This is a genomic window from Slackia isoflavoniconvertens (genome assembly GCF_003725955.1).
In the GTDB taxonomy this organism is placed as follows: Bacteria; Actinomycetota; Coriobacteriia; order Coriobacteriales; family Eggerthellaceae; genus Slackia; species Slackia isoflavoniconvertens.
Genome location: NZ_QIBZ01000001.1, coordinates 36,346 through 54,060 on the forward strand (window position 1 = coordinate 36,346; position 17,715 = coordinate 54,060).

Genomic DNA, 17,715 nt, shown 5'->3' on the forward strand with positions numbered 1-17,715 from the left:
GCGCAGCCGGGTGCGCCGCAACCTAAAAAACCGAAACAGAAGAAAATCCGCTTGGACGATTTGCTCATTGAGCGCGGCTATTTCGCCGATAGGGGTGAAGCGTTGCGCGCGGTTCTCGCGCATGAGGTGCGTGCGAATGACGTGTATTCTACAAGCGCTGCGGTATTGGTGAGCCCCGATGCCGATGTGTTTGTGCGCAATCGTCGCGCCTATGTGAGCCGTGGCGGGCACAAGCTCCAAGGGGCGCTTGATGCGTTCGCTCAAGATGTGCGTGGCGCACGCTGTATCGATATCGGTTCATCGACGGGCGGTTTTACCGACTGCCTGCTTCAGGCGGGCGCCGCCGAAGTCGCGTGCGTCGACGTGAACTACGGACAGCTCGCGTGGAAGCTCCGCGAAGATGAGCGTGTGCGCGTGTTCGAGCGCACGAATATCAAAACGGCCGTTCCCGCCGAGCTTGGCGCGCCGTTCGATATCGTCGTGGCCGATTTGTCGTTCATTGGCTTGGCCGGATTGGCCGACGTATTCGCTGCATTGTGCGCGCCTGGCACGGTGTGCTTGCTGCTCGTGAAGCCCCAGTTCGAAAGCGCCCACGACGAAACCGACCGCGGCATCGTGCGCGATGAATCGGTTCGACTGCGCGTCGTGAAGGAAGTTTCCGATGCTTTCGCTGCAGTCGGCTTCTCGATTGAGGGCGCGGTAGAAAGCCCCATCAAGGGTGCTGAGGGCAACGTGGAATATCTTGTTAAGGCCGTCTATCAGGCATAGGTTGCATGTCGCGAGCCCGAGGCACGGTGTGCGCTGAAGTGAACGCCGCCCGTGCCGTTGGGGGTGTCGTTCGCGGCATTCGAGCGTTGATTCGCGCGCGGTCGTGCCGCTCGGATGCCGCCGTTGTTTAGCTTCCGTCGTTGCCACGTACGTACCGCTGCACCACTTGGGTGCGCCCCTGGTGCCGTGCGATCGGGGTCAAGAGCGTCTCGCTCGAACTCGTCTTTTAAACAATCCATACAGAAGATGACCGCCATAAAAGGCGATTTTCTTTTGTCGCTCTGTCCTCTCCGAAATTAATGATATAAATTCCTAATTAGTATTCCATTTTTCTTTTATTCGGTCTAATATGATATCTAGTTGTTAACATATAAGCAACGACACAAGGGGGTAAGGAAATGGATGCGTTGTTTGACGTGGCGCTGCTCTCGCGAATTCAGTTCGCGGTAACGGTGGCCTACCATTTCATATTCGTTCCGCTTTCGATAGGCTTGGGCCTTATCACGGCGATTTTTGCGACGAAGTATTATCGAAGCCGCGATGAAAAAGATGGCGCCGCCATGCATTTCTGGGTGCGCATCTTCACGGCGACGTTTGCCATTGGCGTTGCGACAGGTATCACCATGGAGTTCTCTTTTGGAACCAACTGGGCCGATTACTCGCGCTTCGTAGGCGATATTTTCGGTGCGCCGCTTGCCGCCGAGGCCCTGTTCGCCTTCTTCCTGGAATCGGTTTTCCTTGGTGTTCTTCTCTTTGGCGAAAAGAGAGTGTCGCCTAAGTTCTACACGGTGTCGGCGTGGCTTGTGTGGGCGGGTTCGTGCTTGAGCGCGCTGTGGATTCTGATCGCCAATTCGTGGATGCAAACGCCGGCTGGCGCCGAGCTTGCGAGCGATGGTTCGAAGGCCGTTATCACCGATTTCCTTGCGGCGGCTTTCAATCCCTCGATTCTGCCGCGTTATACGCACGTGATCGTGGCGCTGCTCATTTTGGGCGCATTCGTGTCCATGGCGGTTGGAGCGTGGTATTTGCTGAAGGGCAAGCACTCCGATTTTGCGATGAAAACCGTGCGCATTGGCGCCGTGGTAGGCATCGTCGCATCGTGCGTGATGATTGTGACGGCCCATGCTTCGGCGGTGGAGGTTTCGGAAGAGCAGCCCACGAAACTGGCCATGATGGAAGGCATGTATAACGACGAGGTGCCGCCGCTGTACGCTTTTGGCTGGGTTGACGAAGAAAGCCAGCAGGTCATTACTCCGTTCGCAATTCCTGGCGGCACGAGCTTCTTGGCAACGGGCACGTGGGATGCCGAATATGCCGGCCTTAATTCGCTCGCCGAAACCGAAAAGTATGGCGAGATGAACGTCGCCGACATGCCGGTGAATTTGGTGTTCCAGTCGTATCACCTGATGGTTGCGATGTATGGCCTCATTATGCTCACCGCGATTCTTGCGATTGCGTTCTCGATGCGTGGTGGGCGCATTGCCACCATGCGTTGGCTACAGAAGCTCCTCGTCGTATCTCCTCTGTTCCCGTTTATTGCCATTCAGGTTGGTTGGATTACCGCCGAAGTCGGCCGCCAGCCATGGGTCGTGTATCCGTCGACGTCGGGTCCCGATGGCGTGAGCCTTCTTACGAATAACGCCATATCGCAGGCGGTATCGGCGCCCGAGCTGCTGCTCACGCTGGCTTTGTTCGCAGTGGTGTATGCGTTCTTGTTCATTGGCTGGGTGCGCGTGATTTCGCACTTCATTAAGCGCGGCCCCGTCGATGCCGTTGCGGCTGTTGAGAGCGCCGCACCGGCAGCGCCTGCTGCGAAGACCTGCGATGCAAAGGATGGTGAATAGCGATGAGCGCTCTCGCTGTACTGTGGTTTTTCTTGATATTCGTGCTTATCGCGGGTTATTTCGTGCTCGATGGGTTCGATTTGGGCGTAGGCGTACTCTATCGTGCGCTTGCGAAAACCGACGCCGAACGCGCCCTTGTGCGTCGCAGCATCGGCCCTGTGTGGGATGGCAACGAGGTGTGGCTGCTCACGGCGGGCGGCGCGCTGTTTGCTGCGTTTCCCGCGGCGTACGCCACGACGTTTTCGGGGTTTTACCTGGCGGTCATGCTCGTGCTCTTCGGCCTGATTGTGCGTGCGGTCTCGCTTGAGTTTGGCGCGCACGACCCGAAGTGGGGCCGCGCGTGGGATGCGTGCTTTACAATCGGTTCGTTTTTGCCTGCCCTGCTGTTAGGTGTGGCGCTCGGCAACGTGATTGCCGGCGTGCCGCTTGCGGCGAACGGCGACTATGCGGGCGTGCCGCTGCTTGGCTTGCTTTCGCCGTTTACGCTCGTCGTTGGCGCGCTGGGATTTGCGATGTGCATGGCGGCGGGTGCTGCATGGGTGGCGCTGAAGACTGAACGCACGAGCGCAGTGCATGGGCGTGCGGAAAAGCAGCGTCGCGTGTGGCACGTTGTGGCCCTCGCGCTGTTCGTGGTGGCGACTGTGCTTGCATTTGCCGTGGTGAAACCTCAGTTCGCCCCGGGCATGCTGGTCGCGGGTGCGATTTTTGCCATCGCTTTCGTCGTGTGTATTGCGGCATCGATTGCTCAGGCGAAAAAGGGCAACGATCTGGCCGCCTTCGTTCTGCAATCAATCGCGGCGGTATGCTTGGTGGCGTTGACTGCGGTGTCGTTGTTCCCGAATTTAGTTGTTGCGGCACCTGGCAGCGTGGGCGAATCCATTACGCTCATGAACGCCGCGTCGTCCGATACGTCGCTCGCATGGATGACGGGCATTGCCTGCATCGGCGTGCCGTTGGTGCTGGTGTACCACGTGATTGCCTATCGCGTGTTCAGCGGGCGCATTGCTGAAGAGGATGTGGCTTAAATGGGCGGCATGGCGAACAAGAAGGGTGCCTCTCAAAGGCGCAGGAGCGTTGTTGGGGAGCGGGGGAGCTCTGCCAATGAGCAAGGGGGTGCATCGGAAAAACGCCTCTACGAGAAATGGCTCTCGATGCTCTGCGTAGGCATGGCGATCTTTGGCATTGGCGTGATGCTCGTGGGCTATAAAGCTCCAACGGTGGGGCTGGTTGCGACAGTTGTGATGCTCATAGGCGCATCGGCGCTTTTCGCGATCAAGGCGAAGCAGAACATGCGAGAGTAAGCGTGCCCTGGCGCCCTGCCGCTTCGCGCCTTGTGCGTGGCGGCGGGCAAAATCGCGACAATGTGCCACCCGTAAGGAAAGGCGAGTCGTTTTGGACGGCTCGCCTTTTTTGTGTGAGGGGCTGAATGAAGTTGCCGAGTTGGGTTGGTTTGCTTCGATGCGGATAGCTAGAGGTCTTTTCGCTGGTAAATCGTCGTGCTTATGGCGCAGCTTAGAGCGAAGAGCGCAAGCGATACGACGGTCAGCGAAACGAACAGAAGGCTTAAGTGGGCATCGGCCCAGGTGTCGAGATTGTGCAGCAGCATGGGGTCGAACGTCTGCTTCAGCATCGCGAGGCAAATGCAGAAAAAGAGAACGGCGAAGCACATGAAATAGCGTACGCCTTTCGTGGCGCCGAATTTGATGAGGAACGGCTCGCCAATGGCCACCATGATAACCACTGAGAAAGTTGCGAAAAGTGACCCTGCTGCCACCTCGGTCGTTGGCATTGTTTCGAATTCGTGGACGAACGAGGGCAAAATGGCATTGAGCGCGATGCCAAGCATCGTCGCGCACGCCGCGGCGATGAGGGACGCGAGAAGAATCGAGCCATATCGCGCGGCAATAACATCGCGACGTGAGAAAGGCAGCGATGCACGATAACGTTTCCAGCCGTTTTGGTCGTCATATGAGGTGAGCGAGAACATGGAAATCATAGGAACCATGGCGCTCACGCAGGCGACCGCTGGAATGCAATTGCCCATAGCCAACGCCATAATGGCACAAACAGGCACGAGTATCACGGCGAATGCCGGCATGAAGGTGCTCAAGATGACAAATTCCGATTTCAATGCCGCTTTCATTGTGTGATTCCTTTCAACGTAAAGCGCAGGTAGTCTTCGATTGATGCGTGGTCGCAGGGGATTTCAGGAAATGCTTCGGAGAACTCGAAGCGGTTGGGCACGAGCACGTCGCAACTGAATTCGCGTCGCTCAACGAGCGCTTCTTCGACGCATTCGAGAATCGTGTGAGCCTGTTCTGCAGTGCAATGGGCGACGCCTGCCATGTCGGTAATTTCTTCGCGAGGCATATTGAAAATGATGCGGCCGTCATCGATGGCCACAACGCGATCGGCAATGCGGTCCAAATCGCTTGTGATATGGCTCGACAGCAACACGCCGTGGCCTTCCTGGGTGGCGAATTCGCGCAAGGTGGCGAGTACGTCGTCGCGAGCGATGGGGTCGAGCCCCGCGGTGGCTTCGTCGAGCACGAGCAAATCGGCCTTGTGCGAAAGCGCCACGGCAAGCTGCAGTTTCATGCCCATGCCGCGGGAGAGATCCTTCACTTTCGCCTTGCGATAAAGCGAAAACTGCTCGGCGAGGCGCCAGAACTGCGCTTTGTCCCAGGTGGGGAAGGCGGGCGCGAGACAGCGCTCCATCTGTGCAATGGTGAATTCCGCTGGATAGGGGCAGGTGTCGAACACCACGCCGATGCGTGAGCGCACGTGGCGCTGTGTGCTGTCGGGCGCATTCGGGCCGAAGGGCTCGCCGAACAGGCGCACCTCGCCGGCATCAAGTTTCATGAGCCCCAACGCGGCTCGAATAGTTGTGGTTTTGCCCGCGCCGTTTGCGCCGACGAAACCGACGATCTCGCCTGGCGCTACGGCAAGGTTCACGTTGCGCAGCGCGAAGCTGTCGCCAATCTGGCGCTGTGCATCTTTGATTTCCAAAAGGTTCGCCATGATGCCGCCTTTCTATTCATGCGTTTCGGGGGCTACGAGGTCAAGCGCCTTATGCAGATCGGCGCGGGTAACGCCGAGCGTTTCGGCGAGCGCCGCCGCTTGTGCGAGCAGCGCTTCCATGCGTCGCAGTTCTTCTTCGCGCAGAAGCCCTTGATTGCCTGCTGCGACGAAGCAGCCCTTGCCCTGGACGGTTTCGATGAAGCCCGCTTCCTCTAAATCGGAGTAGGCGCGCTTGGTGGTAATGACGCTCACGCCGAGCCCGTTTGCAAGGGCGCGAATCGATGGCAGCTTCTCGCCACTCACCAACGTGCCCGCCAAAATATGCGCTCGAATCTGCGACGCGATTTGCTCGTAGATGGGCTTGTCGCTCGAGTTGGATAGGATGATGTCCACGATGGTTCCTTTACGTGTATATAACCGGTAAGCACAGTATATATACACTATGCACAGTTGCGCAAGCCAAATTTCGAACAAAATCGAATTGGACGATTCATCAGGCGATATATTCAATTGTATTGATTGCCTCTTCGCTATTGAAGAAACCCGCTTTGTTTGAGGCTAGAAACAATCCTCGTCATTGGCTGTTTGTTTCTCTTCGCACGTCTTCGTGCCCAAAATCTCAAACAGCTCTTCGCGCGAGTGAATGTCGAGCTTTTGGTAAATATGGCGTATATGGGCTTTGACGGTGCCGTTGGCTACGATGAGTTCATTTTCGATATCGGAAATCGTTTTGTGTTGTGCGAGCAGCAGCAAAACTTCCTGCTCGCGCGCCGATAGGCCTTTTTCTTTCGAGATGGCATCGCAGCGATCGACGAGCGCATGTCTTTTTTCAATGGGGTCGCTGCCGTTTTCGGCATAGAGGAACTTCGCGCCCCAGCGGCTTGCCAGCTCGCGTTCCGAGAACAGGATGACCGTGCCGCCGATGATGGCGAGAAGGGCGGCGCCCGAAGACACAAGGTCGCCGTTGAGGGATGAGGGCGCGATGGCGTCGATGCCCGCATCGACGTAGCGTCCGAGCATCATGAAGAGCGCGCGAACGCCGCGCTCAATGCCGAAGAGCCATATCGCCGAAACGCCGTAACGGTAGCAGATGTTGGCCAGAATGAGCATGATGAGAATCGAGAATGCCGTATAGCCTCCGGTGGCGCAGAAGTTGCCCCAGAACGAGTCGAACAGGCCCAATGCCGAAGGAATGATGAGCGCGCCCGCCATAAGCGGCAGGGCCGTGCGGTATATGGTGCCGAAGTCGAAGTTCTTGCCCTGCAGAACAACGCCCACCATAACCACGAGCGCGGCCGCGACGGTGCCCAGTGCCGAATGGGGGCCGAACGTGCCTGCATAGAGGTATTTCTCGAGCAGCCCGTAGGCGAAAGCGTAAATCGCCATAAGGATGATGATTTTCCAAGGCACGGAGAACTTGGCCCATGTGGTGCTTGGCAGATTGTCGCCCGGAAGCACATTGAAGCTTCGGGCGGCGCACAAAAGCGAGAATATCGGCAAAATCGAGGTCATGACGAAGAGCCATGGAATGGCGAAACCGCGGTAGATATATATCATGAGGGCGCCTACGATAATTGACCCCGAATAATAGAAGGCCACACGCATGGGGTTCATGCATCCATAGAGCTCGCTCCAAATAAGGATCATGAGCGCAATGCCTATGCCGCCCGCAATCGACGCGACGATGGCAAGGTGTTCGGCGATTCCTGGATAGAACAATGATGAAAACGTGCACACGGTTGCGAGGGTGAGTAGCGTGCCGCAAAGCACCCAGGCGGCGTGTTTCGAATAGAACGGGGAAACCTTGCGCGCTCCCAGCGCGCAGCCCAAAAGAACGATGCTCATAACAATATCGAAGAGGTCTCGCGTCGCGAAGTGTGCCGACGGGAAGTCGACGAACGATCCGACGAAGACGATTTCGATCCATGCGCGATAGATGCCGAGTCCCAAAAAAGCGAGCGGTAAAAACCCCGCCGAGCTAAAAGGTACGTTTGCGTTGCGTATGACGCGATCTTTTTGATTTCTCATGGTGCCTAAACCCCTCCTGGCACGTAACCTTGCCCACCATTATAGGGCTCTCATTGCTGCGGCAGGACAGCAAGCTGGATAAAACAGTTGTTGTAGAAAGAAAGAAACGACTGTTCAATTGGGGTGTTATAGGGGCGTGTTACATATTTAAACCCAGAATCTGCCCTGTGCGGTCGATTACGCAGCCTTTTTTCGGGCATATGGTGCAGCTATGCCGACGGGGCAAAAGGGATCGCACAATGTGCAGGGCTCCGTCGAAACGAGAATGAACAAGGAGGGTTTCATCATGAAGGAAATGAGCCGTAGGGATTTGTTCAAAATCGGTGGAGTCGCAGCCGCTGGCGCTATGGGCGCTTCGATGCTCGCGGGCTGCTCGCCTTCTGGCGAGAAGAAATCGGAAGGCGGAAACGCCGCCGCCGACGACAAGAAGGTCAACGATATCGCAGGCCATTATCGCGCTGGCACGCCGTCGTTCCTTTCTGCGCCTGACCCCATTACCGATATCAAAGAAACAAAGGAATACGATGTCGTGATTGTCGGCGCTGGCGCTGCAGGCGTTCCTGCCGCGATTTCCGCCAAAGAGGCTGGCGCGACCGTTGCCCTTATCCAGAAAGAAGCGACTGCGATTTCTCAGGGTAATACCGCTACGGGCATTCTTCTTGACGGTTCCGACCCCGCGGGCGTTTCCGCTGTTGTATCGACGCTGCTCAAGGAGCACCAATTCCGCGGCAACCGTGCCCAAGTTGAACTGTGGGCCAAAAATTCCGGCGAGGCGATTACGTGGATCTTCGAGCTTGCCCAGAAGGTCGGCGCCCAGGTTTCCGATACGACCAAAAAGTGGACCTCTGCGGTGAAAACCGTGAATGGGTATCCGTTGAGCTATCTGTCCATCGATTTCGGCCCGAAGCCCTATAACACGGGCGACGGCATGCGCGCCTTGGCCGACTATGCCGAAGAGCAGGGCGTCGAGATTTTCTATAACACCGAGGCGAAGCAGCTCGTGGGCGATGCCGACAGCGGCATCACGGGCGTTATCGCCAAGGGCGCCGATGGCAATATCCAGTTCAATGCCAAGAAGGGCGTTATTCTTGCCACGGGCGATTACCAGAACGACGACGAGATGATGGATTACTATCTGCCCGACCTGCATTACTTGGGTCGCAAGCAGAACAACAAGACTGGCGACGGCATTAAGATGGCCGTGTGGGCTGGCGGCCAAATCGAGCCGATTGCCCATACCAAGATGCTGCACGACTTCGACGCCGGTCCGGGTTCTATGTGCGACATGCCCTTCCTGGCTGTGAAGATGAACGGCGAGCGCTTCGCCGACGAAACCGCTGGTATGTCTCGCATGAACTGCTTCCTGCGCAGCGAGGAGGATGCGGGCAATTACTGCCAGATTTTCGATTCGAACTACATGACGCAGGCCGAGAAGTGGCCGGGCAAGCTGTTCGACCCCGATGCGCTGAAGGCGTATATGCCCGAGGAAAGCGGCGAGAAGAAGGGCGTGTACGAAGACCAGGTCGCAACCTTCAAGGCCGACACGCTTGACGAGCTGGCCAAGAAGCTGGGCATTACCGATGCCGCCGCATTCAAGAAGAGCGTTGAGCGTTACAACGCGCTTGCGGCCGAAGGCAAAGACGAAGACTTCGGTAAAGATGGCAAGTGGCTCACCACGATCGACACCCCGCCGTTCTATGGCATTCACCGCAAGGTTCGCGTGTCGGCCATCGTCTCTGGCGTGCATGTCGGCGAGCACATGGAAGTGCTGAAGGCCGACTCCACCGAACCCATCAAAGGCCTGTACGCCATCGGCAACACCGCAGGCGACTTCTACTGCGGCATTGATTACACGATGTGGATGCCTGGTCTGTCTCTCGGCCGTGCGCATACCCAGGGCTACGTCATGGGCAAATACGTCGCGAACCTTTAAGCGAGAAGGGCGCACCGCCCGCATTTACGATATCCCCTGTCGGCTGAGCGTTTCTCCCTCCCTCGCTTCAGCCGAAGCTTGAAAGCGGACCGCACATGGTGCGGTCCGTTTTCCTTATAGAGGGGCTATAATGCGGCATCGAATGCGTGCGGCGCATGCCGCGTATGATTGCTCGTTTCGGCGGAGGATTCTATGCTCACTGTTGGATGCCACCTGTCTACCTCGAAGGGTTTTGCGGCCATGGGGCGCACGGCGCTTTCCCTTGGCGCGAATACGTTCGCGTTTTTCACGCGCAACCCGCGCGGCGGCTCGGCCAAGGCGATTGACGCGGCCGATGCCGCGGCATTGCGCGAGCTCATGGTCGAACACGACTTTGGCCCGTTGGTGGCGCATGCCCCCTATACGCTCAACCCTTGCTCGGCTAAGCCCGAGGCGCGCGAATTCGCCCGCATGTGCATGGCAGACGATTTGGCGCGTATGGAAGCCGTGCCGCACAGCTACTACAACTTTCACCCGGGCAGCCACGTGAAGCAGGGTGCCGAACATGGCATTGAACTCATTGCGGGCCTTCTCAACGAGGTGCTTGCACCTGAACAAACCACTACGGTGCTGCTCGAAACCATGGCGGGCAAGGGTACTGAAGTGGGCCGCACGTTCGAGGAACTTGCGGCGATCATCGAGCGCGTCGAACTTGCCGACCACGTAGGCGTGTGCCTCGATACTTGCCATGTATGGGATGGCGGTTACGATATCGTGGGCAACCTCGATGGCGTGCTTGAGGAATTCGATCGCGTGGTGGGGCTGTCGCGCTTGCGCGCAGTGCATATCAACGATTCGAAAAACCCTTGCGGCGCGCACAAAGACCGCCATGAGAAAATCGGCCAAGGCTTCATCGGCGTTGAGGCATTCGAGCGTATCGTGAACCATCCCGCGCTGCGCGAGTTGCCGTTTATTCTGGAAACCCCCAATGAACTGCCTGGCTATGCCGAGGAAATCGCCTTGCTGCGCAGCCTTGCCGAATAGTTTTGCGCCAATTGATAGAAAGTCGCGTGAAGGGCCGTCAATGTGGAGGCCCTTCGTTCGTTTCTGCGCGATAATGGCCGCATTCATTTCGAAGGGGGACGCGTTATGACGCCTATCAACGATAATCCCACGCGCGCGATGCGTGTTGTGCGCTGCGACGAAACCATGGCAGCTGTGCTGCGCGGCGAGCGTTTTTTGGTATTCGACGGCGCGATGGGAACCATGCTGCAGCAGGCGGGGCTTGAGGCGGGCGAGCTTCCGGAGCTTTTATGCCTTACGAATCCCGAGGAAATCACGGGTATTCATATCCAGTATGTGGAGGCGGGAAGCGAAGTCGTGACCGCCAACACCTTCGGCGCGAACCGCCGCAAGCTTGGCGATGCTGCCAGCGTGGCCGATGTATTCGCGGCGGCCATTGCGTGTGGCAAGGCGTCGGGCGCGAAATACGTGGCAGCCGATATTGGCCCTACGGGCGCGCTGCTCGAACCGCTCGGCACAATGCCCTTCGATGAGGCGTATGAACTGTTCGCTGAGCAGGTACGTGCGGCCGATGCGGCTGGGGCCGATTTGTTCATCATCGAAACCATGGCCGACCTTCTTGAGATGAAGGCCGCCATTCTTGCTGCGAAGGAAAACTCCGATTTGCCCATTTTCGCCACGATGACGTTCGGCGAAGACGGCCGCACGTTTTTGGGCACGAGTCCTCAAATCGCAGCCATCGTGCTTTCATCGCTTGGCGTTGACGTTTTGGGCGTGAACTGCTCGCTTGGTCCCAACGACTTGCGCCCTATGGTAAGCGGAATGCTCAAGGCGTCCACGGTTCCCGTTATGGTGCAGGCCAATGCTGGTTTGCCGAGTATCGTCGATGGCAAAACCGTGTTCTCGGTGGCGCCCGATGAATACATCGAAGCCGTGGCGGCAATGGTCGACGAAGGCGTGTCGGTCGTGGGTGGTTGTTGCGGCACGAATCCCGACTATATCGCGAAAGAGGCAGCGCTCGTGGCGGGCCGCGCGCCCGTCGAGCGCGACGTGGCTCCCGCGTGTGGCATTACATCGGCGAGCCATGCCACGCTTCTGGCTGGCCGCGACGTTGCCACCATTGGCGAGCGCATCAACCCTACGGGCAAAAAGAAGCTCAAGGCCGCGCTTCGCGAGGGTAATCTCGACTATGTGTTGGGTGAAGCCATTTCCCAGACGGAAGCGGGTGCCGACGCGCTCGACGTGAACGCCGGTCTGCCGGAAATCGACGAGGCGGCGACGCTCGTGTCGCTCGTGGGCAAAATCCAGGGCGTGTCGCCTTTGCCCTTGCAAATCGACTCGTCGGATCCGGTTGCCGTAGAGGCTGCCGTGCGCGTGTATTCGGGCAAGCCGATTATCAACTCCGTGAACGGCAAGCAAGAAAGCCTCGATGCCGTGCTGCCCATCGCCAAACACTACGGCTGCGCGGTTGTGGGCCTCGCGCTCGATGAGCAGGGCATACCTCCTACAGCCGAGGGCCGCTTCGCCGTGGCTCAGCGCATTGTGGAAGAAGCCGATAAATACGGCATCCCGCGCAGCGATATCTTCATCGATTGCCTGGTTATGGCCGCGTCGACCAATCAGGCTGAAGTCGTCGAGATTTTACGCGCCATCACGATGGTGAAGGAGCGCTTGGGTGTGCGCACGGTGCTCGGCGTATCAAACGTGAGCTTTGGTCTGCCTTTGCGCGAAATCGTGAATGCCACCTTCTTGGCGGCGGCGTTTTCGGCGGGCCTCGACATGCCCATTCTGAACCCGCTTTCCGCGCGCTATCGCGAAATCGTCGATACGTGGCGCGTGTTGTGCGGGCAAGACGTCTCGGCGCAGGGCTACATTTCCGAATACGCGAACAAGAGCATGTCGGCCGTGGCCGGCGCTGCCGGAGCGGCGACGGTGCAGGGAAGCACCTCGGCGCCTGCGCCCGCAGCAGGCGACGCCTTCGACGATGTGGCCGATTTCGGATTGCGCCGTTTCGTGGTCACGGGCCGTAAGGCCAACATGCCCGAGGCGGTTTCGAAATTGCTCGAAACGTGCGACGCCATGGAGGTCATCAACGGCCACCTGATTCCTGCGCTCGATGATGTGGGTGAACGTTTCGAGAAAGGCAAGTTCTTCCTGCCTCAGCTCATGGCGTCGGCGGAAGCGGCGAAAGCCGGCTTTGATGTCATCAAAGAACAGGGCGGCAGCGGGGCTGTTGCCGATAAGGGTTCGGTTGCCATCGCCACGGTGAAGGGCGACATTCACGATATTGGTAAGAACATCGTGCGCATGCTACTCGAAAACTACGGCTACACGGTATATGACCTGGGCCGTGATGTGGAGCCGCAGGCCGTGCTCGATTGCGTGCGCGAGCACGATATCAAGCTCGTGGGCCTCTCGGCGCTCATGACCACCACGGTGCGTGGTATGGAAGACACCATCGCGCTTTTGCGCGAGCAGGCGCCCGATGTGAAAGTGTTCGTGGGTGGTGCGGTTATTACCGCCGAATACGCTGAAATGGTCGGCGCCGACTACTACTGCAAAGACGCCGCCGAAAGCGCGAAGGTCTGCGGCGAGGTGCTGGGCGCATAAAGACCGCACGTTCATGGGCGCGACCTCCATTGCCGCCTCGCGTTTGTGCGGGGAGCTTGAGGTCGGGACGTTACGCGTGTAAACCTTCTGCAAGAAAGCCGCTGGGGGATTATTGCCCCTGGCGGCTTGTTCTATAATCCACTCCTTCAGAAAGCGGAATGCGAGGCGGCGGTTCGCGCGGTGGAATGCTGAAGGCGATTCCCGAACGCGCCCGTTTGTCTTGCGCAGAGAAGAAGGGATGCGAAGGCGTGGCATCGAATGCTGGGAAAATAACGGCTCGCGAATGGGCGGCGATTATCTCGGTTGCGGCGGCGGCGTTCATATTCAACACGTCGGAATTCATGCCCATCGGCCTGCTCGTTGACATCTCGGCCGATTTTGGCGTGAATGAAGCGACGGGTGGCATTCTTATCACGGCATACGCGTGGGCGGTGTGCCTGTTGTCGGTGCCGCTTATGGTGGCGACATCGCGGTTCAGCTTCCGTCCACTGCTTTTAGCGGTGGTCGGGGTGTTCGGCGTGGGGCAGCTCTGCTCGGCGCTTGCCCCCGGCTATTTCCCGCTTATGGGTGCTCGCCTCATTGTCGCGTGCGCGCATGCGATTTTCTGGTCTATCGCGCCTTCCATCGCGGCGTGTGCCGTCTCGCTCGAGCATCGCTCGATTGCGCTTTCCGCCATCGTTACGGGCTCTTCAATCGCTCAGATTCTCGGTTTGCCCTTGGGACGCGTCATCGGCTTGGCTCTCGGCTGGCGCATGACGTTCGCCTGCATCGCGGCGTTCACGGTTGCGCTGCTCGCAGTGCTCTTCTTCGCCGTGCCGAAAATGAGCGCGGGTGAGCCGTTTAAGGTAAGCCAGCTTCCCAGTCTGGTGAAAAACCCGGTGCTGCTGTCGCTGTTTGTGGGCACGGCCGCCATTGCCACGGCCTATTACACGGGTTACAGCTACGTGGAGCCCTATCTGCAGCAGATAGGCGGGCTTTCCGACGAGGCCATCACCACCTCGCTCATGATGTTTGGCGTGGCGGGCGTTATCGGCAGCTTTTTGTTCGCGCGCTTCTACGTGGGCAAGCGCCGGCGCTATTGGTACATTCGCGCCTCGCTTGCCGGCGTGGCGCTCGCGCTCGCGCTTATGATGCCCGCTGCGCTCGGTGGCATGGGCTCGGTGCTTGCGGTGTTCGTGCTGTGGGGCATTTGCGGCGTGTCGTTCAACGTGGCCTACCAGTCTGAGATATTGCGCTTTGCGCCTCCGCATGCGGCGGCGGTTGCCACGGCCATTTACTCGGGCATTTTTAACTTGGGAATCGGCGGCGGCTCGGCGGTGGGCGGCGCGGTGAGCACTGCTTTCGGCATGGGGTCGGTGTGTTTCGCGGGCGCACTCATCGGCGCTGCGGCGGTCGCGATTGCCTGCGTGTTCCTTATTCCCGCCATGCGTCGCACCAGGCCGGTCGAGTAGCGCGAAAGCAAGGGGGGGCGCATGCGTGAATGTGCCGGTTTGGACAAAGAAAAACATTTCGATAAAGGCCTGCACGCCACGCATCGCTTGCGCCCGCAAAATATCGTCTCGTATAAAAATTCGCCCGATAGTTGCAATTTCGTGTATGCTATCGGGCGTTTAGCATGTATGCGCTCGCAATTCGGTCGCTTTCGCACCGCTTGCAATGGGTGCTGTGGCGCTTTTGCCCGTAAGCCAATCGCGCTGCGCAATCGCCTTATATATAGGTAGGAAATCGGGAGGACTCGCTTTGAAGCTCGTCGTTACTGAGAAGAATATCGCCGCCCAGAAAATCGCCGATTTGCTGGGCATTAAAAAGCCGAAGGCCGACAAGGTCTACAACTCGCCCGTCTACCGTTTCGAACTCGATGGCGAAGAATGGGTGACCATCGGCTTGCGCGGCCACATTCTCGAGCCCGATTTCGTTGCGCAAATCGTCTACAAGAAAACGAAGGGCTGGCAGGGCGTGACTGCCGACGGCGAAGTCGTGCCTGCCGATATTCCCGATTTTCTCGCGAAACCGCCGTACAAAACCAAGCGTAAGCCGTTTTTGGCCGATGGCGTCGCCATGGGCGCGTGGAAGATGGACGCGCTGCCGTATTTGGCATATGCGCCCATCGAGAAGCTGCCGAAGGAAAAGGACATCATTCGCAGCTTGAAGAACTTGGCCAAGAAGGCCGACGAAATCATTATCGCGACCGACTTCGACCGCGAAGGCGAGCTCATCGGCTCTGACGCGCTCGGCCAAATTAAGCAGGTGAACGATACCGCGCCGGTATTCCGTGCGCGCTATTCGGCCATCACGAAAGAAGAAATCACGCATGCCTTCACGAACCTCGTGAAGCTCGATGAAGATCTGGCCGCAGCGGGCGAGAGCCGTCAGGAAATCGACCTTATCTGGGGTGCGGTGCTCACGCGCTACCTCACTATCGTGAAATTCGCCGGTTACGGCAACGTGCGCAGCTCGGGCCGCGTTCAAACCCCGACGCTCGCGCTCATCGTCGCTCGCGAGCGCGAGCGCATGGCGTTTGTGCCCGAGGACTATTGGGTGATCAAGGGCGACTTCCAGCATGCCGCCGATGAGTTCAGCGCTCCGCACGCGACGGCTCGCTTCAAGAGCGAAGAGGCCGCGAATGCCGTTATGGCTCACGTTGAGGGCCAAACCTCCGGCGTGGTTTCCGCCATCGAGAAGAAAAAGCGCACGCAGGCTGCTCCGGTGCCGTTCAATACCACGTCGCTTATGGCCGCTGCAGCGAGCGAGGGCCTTTCTCCCGCACGCACCATGCGTCTGGCTGAAAGCCTGTACATGGACGGCTATATTTCCTATCCGCGTGTCGACAACACGGTGTATCCCGAATCGCTCGATCTCGAAGGCACGGTGAAAAAGCTTTCCGACGTTGCGGCATATCGTCCGTATTGCCAGGAACTGCTGAAGCGCGGCAAGCTTGTTGCCACGCGAGGCAAGAAGGAAACGACTGACCATCCGCCTATTCACCCCACGGCTGCCGCCGACCCCGATAAGCTCGGCGCGCCTGAGTGGAAGCTCTATAACCTCATCGCCCGCCGCTTCTTGGCGACCCTTTCCGATGCCGCCGTCATCGAAGGCACGAAGGTGACCATCGAAGTGAATGCCGAGCCGTTCGCGGTGCGTGGCGACGTCGTCGTGAAGCCGGGCTTTCGCGCCATTTACCCGTACGGCATGAAAAAAGAAGAGCAGCTGCCCGCTCTTGCCGAAGGCCAAACAGTCGATTTCAAGGGCGCCGTATGCACCAAGAAGCAGACCGAGCCGCCGGCGCGCTATTCCCAGGGCAAGCTCATTCAGGAAATGGAGCGTTTGGGCTTGGGCACCAAGGCCACGCGCCATGCGATTATCGAACGCCTTTACACGGTGAAATACGTGCAGAACGATCCTATCGAGCCAAGCCAGCTCGGCATTGCCGTATGCGACGCGCTCGGCCAGTTCGCACCGCAAATCACGAGCCCCGACATGACGGCGACGCTCGAAGAAGATATGAATCAGATTGCCGCCGGCAACAAGACCCAAAAAGACGTGGTCGATTTGTCGCGCGACATCTTGAACGACGTGCTCAATGAGCTTTTGCCCCATCAGGAGCAAATCAAAGATGCCTTAGCCGACGCCGTGGCCGCCGACGCATATGTGGGACCGTGCCCGAAGTGCGGCAAAGACCTGCAACTGCGCGCGAGCCAGAAAACGCGCTCGATGTTCATCGGCTGTTCCGGTTGGCCTGAGTGCGATGTGACCTACCCGTTGCCGAAGGGCAAAATCGAAGCGGTCGAGGAAAAGTGCCCCGAGTGCGGCATGCCCCAAATCAAGGTGACCGCCTTCCGCAGCAAGCCGCGCATCCAGTGCATCGATCCGAATTGCCCCACGAATCACGAGCCCGATATCGTGGTGGGGAAGTGCCCGACGTGTGCCGCGAAGGGCCTCGACAAGCAGCTCATCGCATCGAAGAACCCGCGCACGCTCAAGCGTTTCATTCGTTGCGAGAACTACGAGGAATGCGAGACGAGCTATCCGCTTCCGCAATACGGCAAGCTCACCGCCACTGAGGAAACCTGCCCCGATTGCGGTGCTCCCATGGTAATCGTGACCACCGCCCGTGGCCCGTGGAAGCTGTGCCCGAACTTCAATTGCCCGGGCAAAGAGCGCGAAGCCGCCGAGAAGGCCGCGAAGGCTGAGGCGAAGAAGGCCGCGAAGGCTGAGGCGAAGAAGGCCGAAAAGGCCGAGAAAGCTGCAAAGCCCGCCGCGAAAAAGGCTCCCGCCAAAAAGACGGCCGCCAAGAAAACGACGGCGAAAAAAGCCGCTGCGAAGGAATAACGCACCCTGCTGTGGCCCTGGGTCTGCCGAAGGCATGCTCAAGGCCACAGCGAGCTACCGCTCACTTCGTTCGCTATGCGCTCGCTTGGCGGCGCTTAATTATGAGATGAAAATCAAGAGTGAACGCCGACGGCCTCGTGCATGCCTTCGGCAGACCCAGGGCTAATTGTAACCAAATCG

At 58.5% G+C, this 17,715-nt stretch carries 13 protein-coding genes; 9 read left to right on the top strand and 4 right to left on the bottom strand.

Annotated elements, in window-relative coordinates; genetic code table 11:
* Positions 1-51 precede the first annotated feature (51 nt).
* The 4 genes from DMP05_RS00150 (at position 52) to DMP05_RS00165 (ending at position 3,913) form a co-directional block, all read left to right on the top strand.
* Positions 52-768 carry a TlyA family RNA methyltransferase gene (locus tag DMP05_RS00150; RefSeq protein ID WP_221182910.1) on the top strand — a complete coding sequence of 239 codons (717 nt, stop codon included), beginning with the start codon at positions 52-54 and terminating at the stop codon, positions 766-768.
* A gap of 398 nt (positions 769-1,166) precedes the next feature.
* Entirely contained in the window at positions 1,167-2,612 is a 1,446-nt protein-coding gene (locus DMP05_RS00155; protein ID WP_123218647.1) for a cytochrome ubiquinol oxidase subunit I, read from the top strand.
* Positions 2,613-2,614: 2 nt separating this feature from the next.
* The gene (gene cydB, locus DMP05_RS00160) at positions 2,615-3,637 is read left to right on the top strand and encodes a cytochrome d ubiquinol oxidase subunit II (protein WP_123218648.1); all 1,023 of its coding nucleotides are present in this window, start codon (positions 2,615-2,617) and stop codon (positions 3,635-3,637) included.
* A gap of 9 nt (positions 3,638-3,646) precedes the next feature.
* Positions 3,647-3,913, top strand: coding sequence for a hypothetical protein (locus DMP05_RS00165; protein WP_148039667.1), 267 nt, complete (start codon positions 3,647-3,649; stop codon positions 3,911-3,913).
* Positions 3,914-4,080: 167 nt separating this feature from the next.
* Here DMP05_RS00165 and DMP05_RS00170 read toward each other — a convergent pair whose 3' ends face one another.
* The 4 genes from DMP05_RS00170 to DMP05_RS00185 form a co-directional block, all read right to left on the bottom strand.
* Positions 4,081-4,755: an ABC-2 transporter permease gene (locus DMP05_RS00170; RefSeq protein ID WP_123218650.1), complete on the bottom strand. Its 675-nt coding sequence runs from the start codon at positions 4,753-4,755 to the stop codon at positions 4,081-4,083.
* The gene (locus DMP05_RS00175) at positions 4,752-5,633 is read right to left on the bottom strand and encodes an ABC transporter ATP-binding protein (protein WP_123218651.1); all 882 of its coding nucleotides are present in this window, start codon (positions 5,631-5,633) and stop codon (positions 4,752-4,754) included. Before DMP05_RS00175 ends, DMP05_RS00170 begins: the two co-directional genes overlap by 4 nt.
* A gap of 12 nt (positions 5,634-5,645) precedes the next feature.
* Positions 5,646-6,026, bottom strand: coding sequence for a GntR family transcriptional regulator (locus DMP05_RS00180; RefSeq protein ID WP_123218652.1), 381 nt, complete (start codon positions 6,024-6,026; stop codon positions 5,646-5,648).
* 165 nt (positions 6,027-6,191) lie between these two features.
* Positions 6,192-7,661: a helix-turn-helix transcriptional regulator gene (locus tag DMP05_RS00185; RefSeq protein ID WP_123218653.1), complete on the bottom strand. Its 1,470-nt coding sequence runs from the start codon at positions 7,659-7,661 to the stop codon at positions 6,192-6,194.
* Positions 7,662-7,947: 286 nt separating this feature from the next.
* Here DMP05_RS00185 and DMP05_RS00190 point away from each other — a divergent pair, with 286 nt between their 5' ends.
* The 5 genes from DMP05_RS00190 (at position 7,948) to DMP05_RS00215 (ending at position 17,535) form a co-directional block, all read left to right on the top strand.
* On the top strand, positions 7,948-9,594 hold the full coding sequence (locus DMP05_RS00190; RefSeq protein ID WP_123218771.1) for an FAD-binding protein: 1,647 nt from the start codon (positions 7,948-7,950) through the stop codon (positions 9,592-9,594).
* Positions 9,595-9,786: 192 nt separating this feature from the next.
* Positions 9,787-10,617, top strand: a complete 831-nt coding sequence (locus DMP05_RS00195) for a deoxyribonuclease IV (protein ID WP_123218654.1) — start codon at positions 9,787-9,789, stop codon at positions 10,615-10,617.
* A 42-nt stretch (positions 10,618-10,659) separates the two neighbouring features.
* A complete protein-coding gene (locus DMP05_RS00200; RefSeq protein ID WP_244594974.1) occupies positions 10,660-13,206 on the top strand; it encodes a homocysteine S-methyltransferase family protein in 2,547 nt (848 codons plus the stop codon).
* Between the two features lie 248 nt (positions 13,207-13,454).
* Positions 13,455-14,657: an MFS transporter gene (locus DMP05_RS00205; protein ID WP_244594975.1), complete on the top strand. Its 1,203-nt coding sequence runs from the start codon at positions 13,455-13,457 to the stop codon at positions 14,655-14,657.
* A 289-nt stretch (positions 14,658-14,946) separates the two neighbouring features.
* Positions 14,947-17,535 carry a DNA topoisomerase I gene (locus DMP05_RS00215; protein ID WP_123218656.1) on the top strand — a complete coding sequence of 863 codons (2,589 nt, stop codon included), beginning with the start codon at positions 14,947-14,949 and terminating at the stop codon, positions 17,533-17,535.
* The last annotated feature ends 180 nt before the right edge of the window (positions 17,536-17,715 follow it).